Consider the following 7,329-nt stretch of genomic DNA (forward strand, 5'->3'; position numbering starts at 1 on the left):
GGAGCCGACTGTACAGCGGCATCGAAAGGTGATGCCCGGGGCCCTCCGCCGCTGCGTTCTCGGAATGACAGTGGTGCACGCCCGGTCACGAATACGCGGCCCCGTCCCCGTAGCGTCACTGCGCATGCCCCGGCCGAGGCCGGTCGCGGGCCCGATGCGAAAGCAGGACCCGGGAGGGAACAATGCAGTTCGGGATCTTCACGGTGGGCGACGTCACACCGGACCCCACCACCGGCCGGACACCGACCGAGCACGAGCGGCTCAAGGCCATGGTCGCGATCGCGCTGAAGGCGGAAGAGGTCGGCCTGGACGTCTTCGCGACCGGCGAGCACCACAACCCGCCGTTCGTGCCCTCCTCGCCGACGACCATGCTCGGCTGGATCGCCGCCCGCACCGAGCGGATCACCCTGTCGACCTCGACCACGCTGATCACCACCAGTGACCCCGTGAAGATCGCCGAGGACTTCGCGATGCTCCAGCACCTGGCCGACGGCCGCGTCGACCTGATGCTGGGCCGCGGCAACACCGGGCCGGTCTACCCCTGGTTCGGCCAGGACATCCGCCAGGGCATCCCGCTGGCCGTCGAGAACTACGCGCTGCTGCACCGCCTGTGGCGCGAGGACGTCGTCGACTGGGAGGGCAAGTTCCGCACGCCGCTCCAGGGCTTCACGTCCACCCCGCGCCCGCTTGACGGCGTGCCCCCGTTCGTCTGGCACGGCTCCATCCGCTCGCCGGAGATCGCCGAGCAGGCCGCCTACTACGGCGACGGCTTCTTCCACAACAACATCTTCTGGCCCGCCGACCACACCAAGCGGATGGTCGAGCTGTACCGGGCGCGGTACGCCCACTACGGCCACGGCACGGCCGAGCAGGCGATCGTCGGCCTCGGCGGCCAGGTCTTCATGCGCCGCAACTCCCAGGACGCGGTACGGGAGTTCCGGCCCTACTTCGACAACGCGCCGGTCTACGGGCACGGCCCCTCCCTGGAGGACTTCACCGAGCAGACCCCGCTCACCGTGGGCAGCCCCCAGCAGGTCATCGAACGGACGCTCACCTTCCGCGAGCACGTCGGCGACTACCAGCGCCAGCTTTTCCTGATGGACCACGCCGGGCTGCCGCTGAAGACCGTCCTGGAGCAGCTCGACCTGCTGGGCGAGGAGGTCGTGCCCGTGCTGCGCGAGGAGTTCGCCAAGGGACGGCCCGCCGAGGTCCCCGACGCCCCGACCCACGCGTCCCTGTCGGCCGCCCGCGAGCGGACTCCCGCCGCCCGATGACCTCCGGCGGCCCGCCGCCGCCCCACGCGGACCCGAGCCGGCCACCGGCCCGGGTCCGCCGCCGGTTCGGCCGAGGCAGCTTCCTCTGCGGGGCGCCCCAGGGCCTGTTCCGGAACGACGCGAACGCCGAACGCCCAACGCCGCCCCACTCAGCGTTTCCCCCGCCCACCACTTCCACTTCGACTGCCAAGGGAGCACACCGTGGCACAAGCCGCAGTCACCCCTGCCGAAAAGCCGGCGCATCCGGCCCTGCCCCGAGCCCTGACCGTGCTGACCGTCGTCAGCGGTTTCCTCGACGCCGTCAGCTATCTCGGCCTGGGACACGTCTTCACCGCCAACATGACCGGCAACGTCGTGATCATCGGCTTCGCCGCCGTGGGCACGCCGGGGTTCTCGGTCGTCGGGTCGCTCGTCTCGCTCGCGGCGTTCCTGGCCGGTTCGGTCTGTGCCGGACGGGTCGAGCGGTTCCACCGTGAGCGTCCGCAGCAGACCTGGGTACGGACGGTGCTCACGGCGGAGGCCCTGCTGCTCGCGGTCGCCACCGTGGCCGCCTTCGCCTCCGCCCCCACCGACCTGCTGATCGCCCTGGTCGCGCTCGCCATGGGGCTGCGCAACGGCACCGTACGCAAACTGGCCGTGCCCGACCTCACCACCACCGTCCTGACCCTGACCCTGACGGGTCTGGCGTCCGAGTCGTCGCTGGCCGGCGGCACCAACCCGAGGGCCGGGCGCCGGCTGCTGGCGGTCGCGTCCATGCTCGTCGGCGCCGCGGCCGGCGCCGCCCTGGTCAACCACGTGGGACTGGGCTGGCCGATGCTGGTCAGCACGGTCCTCGTCGCCGCGGTGGCGCTCGGCTACCGCGACCGTCCCTGACCCCGGCCGCACGGTGCCCTGCTCGCTGACCGCGGGCAGGGCACCGTGCTGTTCCCGTACCCCCCTTGCACGAGGCCGGACACACCTGGACACACCCGAACACGCCTGTGCCGCCCCACCGTCGCAGGCGGGGCGGCACAGGGTCCAGGCGGCTCAGAGGCGCGCGAGCGGAGTCTCCACGAGGTGTTCGGCGAGGAACCACACATGGGTCTCACCGGCGCGGACCACCTGGGAGACGAGGAGGTCGTTGGTGCCGTCATCGCCCATCTCGGCGGCACGCGCCGCGGCCTCACGGCTCTCGATCAGGATCGCCTCATGGGCGCGCAGCAGGCGCGAGAGCATCGCCGGCACCTGCTCGGTCCCGTCGGGGGGACGCGGGATCGAGGTGAGTTCGGCCGCGTGCCGGGGGTCCCCCACGGCCACGCCGCCCAGGCTCTGCACGCGTTCGGCGAGCGCGTCCACCAGCGCGAGCTGCTCGGCCGCGTGCTTGTCGAAGAGCTGGTGCAGCTGGAAGAAGGTGGCACCGCGCACCGTCCAGTGACTCTTCTTGTAGAGGGAGTACAGGATCTGGGTGTCCGCGAGCACCCGGTTGAGGCGCTGGCACGAGTAGGCCCGGGTGTCGTGGGTCAGGCCGATCGGGAAGAGCTTGACGCTCCCGAACGTCTGTACCTCCGGGCCGTTCTGCTGGACCATCGGCTGGCTGGACGCCGCGGTGGCGGTCGTCTGTTCCATGGGGGTTCTCCTGGTAGGGGCGGAAAGTGCACCGGCCGGCCGAGCCGGATCGTGGCTCGGCCGGCCGGAGAGGGAGGGCGGATGCCCGCCCGCGTCGGGGGCCGTCCCCGGGCGTACCGGCCGAGCCGGTACGCCGGGTACGAGGTGTCGCGTCGGCGTGAGCCGGGTGCCGGGACGCGGTCAGCCCGCCGCGTGCTCGCCCATGACGGACTGCGCGTACACGACGCCCATCCCGTAGGCGCCGCCGTGCTCCTTGACGATCTCCATGACCGCCCCGTACGTCTCCTGGCGGGCCCAGTCGCGCTGGAGCTCCAGCAGGACCTGGACCCAGGTCACCGGGACGGCGCCCGCGGCGACCATGCGCTGCAGGGCGTGCTCGTGCGCCGCCGGGCTGACGCCGCCGGAGGCGTCGGCGACGACGTACACCTCGTAGCCCTGGCCCAGCGCCGACAGGGCCGGGAGCACCAGGCACACCTCGGTCCACAGACCGGACAGGATGATCTTCTTGCGGCCGGTGGCCTTGACGGCCTCCACGAACGCGGCGTCCTCCCAGGCGTTCATGGTGCTGCGGTCGATGACCTCCTGCCCCGGGAAGACCGCGGCGAGCTGCGGCAGGATGGGGCCGGAGAAGGACTCCGCGGCCACGGTGCTGAGCACGACCGGGACGTCGAAGGCCCGCGCGGCCTTCGCCAGGCCGACGGTGCTGTTGATGATGGAGGTGCGGTCGCCGCTGCCGGTGCCGAAGAACATCTGCGGCTGGTGGTCGACGAAGAGCATGACGGCGTTGTCCGGGGTGAGCAGGTCGGGGCTGGGGGCAGCCTTCACCTGGGCGAAGTCGACCATGAGTGGTTCCTCTCCGAAAAAGGCATAACCGCTCCCGCGGGAAGCGCGGGGCGAATGGGACGGCGGCGCCTCGGGGCGCCGCGGGTCGGGGACGGGCAGGCCGCACCGCGCACCGGTCGGGGCACGGTTTCGGCGGCCTGACGCCACGACAACGAAGTTAGCCGGGTACGCCGGCCGCTTCTTTCCCCACGGCGCCCTGTGCTGTTCCGGCACTGCACAGCACGAAGGGCGCAGATCCGCTGCCGGAACTTCTGCCTGCGTTTCTGCCTGGAGGAAGAAGTGGACCACTGCTTGGCTGTTCGGTGCGGGCGGGAACCCGGGCCTCGCCGAAGCGGTCCGGTCACGCTCCGGCGAGGTCGCTGCCCGTACGACGAGTCGTCCGGCCCTGTCCGGGCACCGGCTGCGCCTTCTGGGGCAGAGGCAGCCGTCCGTCCCCTTCCCGTCCGCTGCCGCCCCGCAGTCATGTCCCCTGAGGGGAGAGCAACTTGAGTCTCGTGTTGACGACCGCCTCCGTGCCGGACCACGACAAGGTCACGTACTGGAACAACGCGGTGAGCAGGACCCTCGTACCGATGACGGTCGCACCGCGGGACGACGGCCCGTTCGACGGCCGGATCGCCACCCACCGCCTGGGATACCTCCAGGTCTCCACCATGGAGGCCGACGCGGAGCGGGTCAGCCGCACCCCGGCGCTGATCGCCCGGTCGTCGGAGCCACTGGTGGCCATCGGTGTCCAGATGTCGGGCACGGCCACCTTCATCCAGGACGGCCGGCGCGCCGAGGTGGGCGAGGGGGACCTGGTGGTGTACGACACGTCCCGGCCGTACTCCTTCGACTACCCGCGGCGGTTCACCTCGCACGTCTTCCAGCTGCCCCGCCGCGTGCTGGGCGTGGCGGACAGCGACATCCGGCAGGTCACGGGCAACGCCATCGGCACCGGGGACGGCTTCGGCGCGATGCTGCTCCCGTTCCTGGCCAACCTGGCGTCCTCGGCGAACAGTTACTCGCCGGCCGTCGCGGACCGGCTGGCCGGCAATGTCGTCGACCTGCTCGCCACCCTGATCGCCGAGCGGTCGCACCCCGGGGGCACGGACGCCGACACGTCCCGCAGCCACCTGCTGACGCGCGTCCGCGAGCACATCAACCGGAACCTGGGCGACCCGGACCTGTCACCGGAGAACATCGCCCGGACCCACCGGATCTCCGTGCGGTACCTGCACCGGCTCTTCCAAGGGGAGGGCACCACCGTCGGCCGGCTCATCCAGCAACGGCGCCTGGAGGAGTGCGGCCGGGAGCTGGCCCGCCGCGGCAGGACGACTCCCACCGTGTCCGCCGTGGCCCAGCGCTGGGGATTCGTCAACCCCGCCCACTTCAGCCGGGCGTTCCGCGCCGCCTACGGGGTCTCCCCCCGCGAATGGCGCAACCTGCGCACCGCCCAGGACGAGGGCGCGCGCCCCGTCGTGGTCACCTCCACGCCCGGGAGCGTCCGGGCGACCGCCGCCGATGCCCGCGGCGCCGACCGGCCCTTGGCTGTCCTCCCGTCCTTCAGGGGATAAGGTGCCGCTCGAAGCCACCTGGGCCACCGCTGCCCACGGGTGGCGGTGGCCCAGGTGGCGGTATCGCCTTCCACCTCTCGGCCAGGCATCTGGCCTTCCGAACAACCCATGCACTTCAGGACCTTTGGCCCCTCCGCAGGAGACCGTGTGACCGACTTCGCCCCCTCGCCCGCTCGGCACCCGGTTCTGGATCGTTCCACCCGGGAGTTCGTGGACAGGTACACCTGTCCGCTGCCGGTGCACGAACGGGACCTGGGACAGGCCCGGTCGGAGCTGGTCCGTCTGCAGCACGAGGAAAACGATCCCTTCGACGAGGAAGCCATCTCCACGGAGTGGTTCGCGCTGCCGGGCGGGCCGACCGGCCACGTACGGGTGCAGGTGGTCAGACCGGCCGACAGCGTCGGCGAGATCCCCGTCGTGCTGTTCCTGCACGGGCTGGGCTGGGTCCTGGGAGACGCCGGCACCCATGAGCGCATGGTGCGCGAGTTCGCCCTCGGCACGGACGCGGCCGTGGTCTTCGTCGAGTACGAGCGCGCGCCCGAGGCGCGGTACCCGGTCGCCGTCGAGCAGTGCTACGCGGTCGCGAAGTGGATCTACGAGCGAGGTGGCGAGATCGGCCTGGACGGGAGCCGGATGGCCGCCGTGGGCGACTCGGCGGGCGGCAACCTGGTGGCGGCGCTGACCTTGCTCGCCAAGGAGCGCGGCGGGGTGCGGCTGGTGCAGCAGGTGCTGCTCTGCCCGGTCACCGACGCCGACTTCGACACCCCCTCGTACCACGAGTTCGCCAAGGGGTACTTCCTCGGCCGCGAGACCATGCGCTGGTTCTGGGACCAGTACCTGCCCGACGTGCGCCGGCGCAGCGAGGCCACCGCGTCACCGCTCCAGGCCTCTCTTGAGCAGCTCACCGGGCTCCCCCCGGCGCTGGTGGTCACCAGCGAGGCCGACGTGGTGCGCGACGAGGGCGAGGCCTACGCGGCGAAGCTCCGTGCGGCCGGCGTGGCGGTGGTCTCGATGCGCTACCACGGCACGATCCACGGGTTCATGGTGTTCGACCCCCTGCGCGGCACGGACGCCGCCCGGGCGGCCCTGATCCAGACCCTCGACACCGTCCACGTCGCCCTGCACCGGCACGGCGGCTGACCCCTCGGGGGCAGCCGCCCGAAGGTGCGCCCAGGGCACAGCCCCCGTGCGCGAGCAGGCAGGCGACGCCTGCCGCAGCGGGTTGGCTTCGGGGTGCGGCCGCGCAACGGCAGACCAACGGGCCGGTACGGGCCGCCGCACCCGCCCGAGAGACGAGGAAGACCACCGTGGACCCCTTCAAGATCGTGGCCGTTTCGGCCGGCCTCAGCCAGCCCTCGTCGACCCGCCTGCTGGCCGACCGGCTCGCCGAGGCGACCCGGCACTCGCTCCAGGACCACTCGCCCCGCCCCGTGGACGTCCAGGTGGTCGAGCTGCGCGAACTGGCCGTCGACATCGCGCACAACCTGGTGACCGGCTTCCCCGGCCCGGCGCTGCGCGCGGCGGTCGACGCGGTGACCGGCGCGGACGGCGTCATCGCCGTGACACCGATCTTCAGCGCCTCGTACAGCGGGCTGTTCAAGTCCTTCGTCGACGTCATCGACAACACCGAGCTGATCGGCAAGCCGGTGCTGATCGGGGCCACCGGTGGCACGGCCCGGCACTCGCTGGCCCTGGAGCACGCGCTGCGCCCGCTCTTCGCCTACCTGTGCGCGCACGTGGTGCGCACCGCGGTCTTCGCGGCCTCCGAGGACTGGGGCGCGGGGGACGCCCAGTCCGACGGCCTGGGCGTGCGCATCACCCGCGCGGGTGAGGAACTGGCCGAACTCGTGCTCAAGGAGCCGGGCGGCACGGCGCGGGACGAGGCCGTCGTCCCCTTCGCGGAGCAGTTGGCCACTTATCGAATCCCGCGGTAGGCGCCGTCCGCGACGTGTCGCCGGACAGGGCGCACTCCTGATCTCCCTCAGGGCCCTGTCCGTGGGCGGCACCGCAGGGCTCCCGTGGTGACCGGACGACCTGGGCAGGTCGTCCGG

7 protein-coding genes are annotated in these 7,329 nt (G+C 72.0%); 5 read left to right on the forward strand and 2 right to left on the reverse strand.

Annotation, left to right across the window (positions count from 1 at the left end):
* The first annotated feature begins 182 nt into the window (after window positions 1–182).
* Together AB0927_RS03250 and AB0927_RS03255 are read left to right on the forward strand one after the other, a co-directional pair.
* Complete coding sequence (locus tag AB0927_RS03250) at window positions 183–1,274, forward strand: LLM class flavin-dependent oxidoreductase (RefSeq protein ID WP_366665764.1); 1,092 nt, start codon at window positions 183–185, stop codon at window positions 1,272–1,274.
* Window positions 1,275–1,475: 201 nt separating this feature from the next.
* Entirely contained in the window at window positions 1,476–2,147 is a 672-nt protein-coding gene (locus AB0927_RS03255; RefSeq protein WP_366665765.1) for a YoaK family protein, read from the forward strand.
* A 153-nt stretch (window positions 2,148–2,300) separates the two neighbouring features.
* Here AB0927_RS03255 and AB0927_RS03260 read toward each other — a convergent pair whose 3' ends face one another.
* Both AB0927_RS03260 and AB0927_RS03265 read right to left on the reverse strand, forming a co-directional pair.
* Window positions 2,301–2,879 (reverse strand): DNA starvation/stationary phase protection protein, encoded by a 579-nt coding sequence (locus tag AB0927_RS03260; RefSeq protein WP_366665766.1) that lies wholly within the window; start codon window positions 2,877–2,879, stop codon window positions 2,301–2,303.
* 180 nt (window positions 2,880–3,059) lie between these two features.
* Window positions 3,060–3,722 carry a hydrolase gene (locus AB0927_RS03265; protein WP_366665767.1) on the reverse strand — a complete coding sequence of 221 codons (663 nt, stop codon included), beginning with the start codon at window positions 3,720–3,722 and terminating at the stop codon, window positions 3,060–3,062.
* Window positions 3,723–4,216: 494 nt separating this feature from the next.
* Here AB0927_RS03265 and AB0927_RS03270 point away from each other — a divergent pair, with 494 nt between their 5' ends.
* The 3 genes from AB0927_RS03270 to AB0927_RS03280 all read left to right on the forward strand — a co-directional run bounded on the left by AB0927_RS03270 (window position 4,217) and on the right by AB0927_RS03280 (window position 7,212).
* The gene (locus AB0927_RS03270) at window positions 4,217–5,278 is read left to right on the forward strand and encodes a helix-turn-helix domain-containing protein (RefSeq protein ID WP_366665780.1); all 1,062 of its coding nucleotides are present in this window, start codon (window positions 4,217–4,219) and stop codon (window positions 5,276–5,278) included.
* 147 nt (window positions 5,279–5,425) lie between these two features.
* Window positions 5,426–6,418, forward strand: a complete 993-nt coding sequence (locus AB0927_RS03275) for an alpha/beta hydrolase (RefSeq protein ID WP_366665768.1) — start codon at window positions 5,426–5,428, stop codon at window positions 6,416–6,418.
* A gap of 167 nt (window positions 6,419–6,585) precedes the next feature.
* Window positions 6,586–7,212, forward strand: a complete 627-nt coding sequence (locus tag AB0927_RS03280; RefSeq protein WP_366665769.1) for an FMN reductase — start codon at window positions 6,586–6,588, stop codon at window positions 7,210–7,212.
* The last annotated feature ends 117 nt before the right edge of the window (window positions 7,213–7,329 follow it).

Source organism: Streptomyces sp. NPDC048106 (assembly GCF_040706415.1).
In the GTDB taxonomy this organism is placed as follows: domain Bacteria; phylum Actinomycetota; class Actinomycetes; order Streptomycetales; family Streptomycetaceae; genus Streptomyces.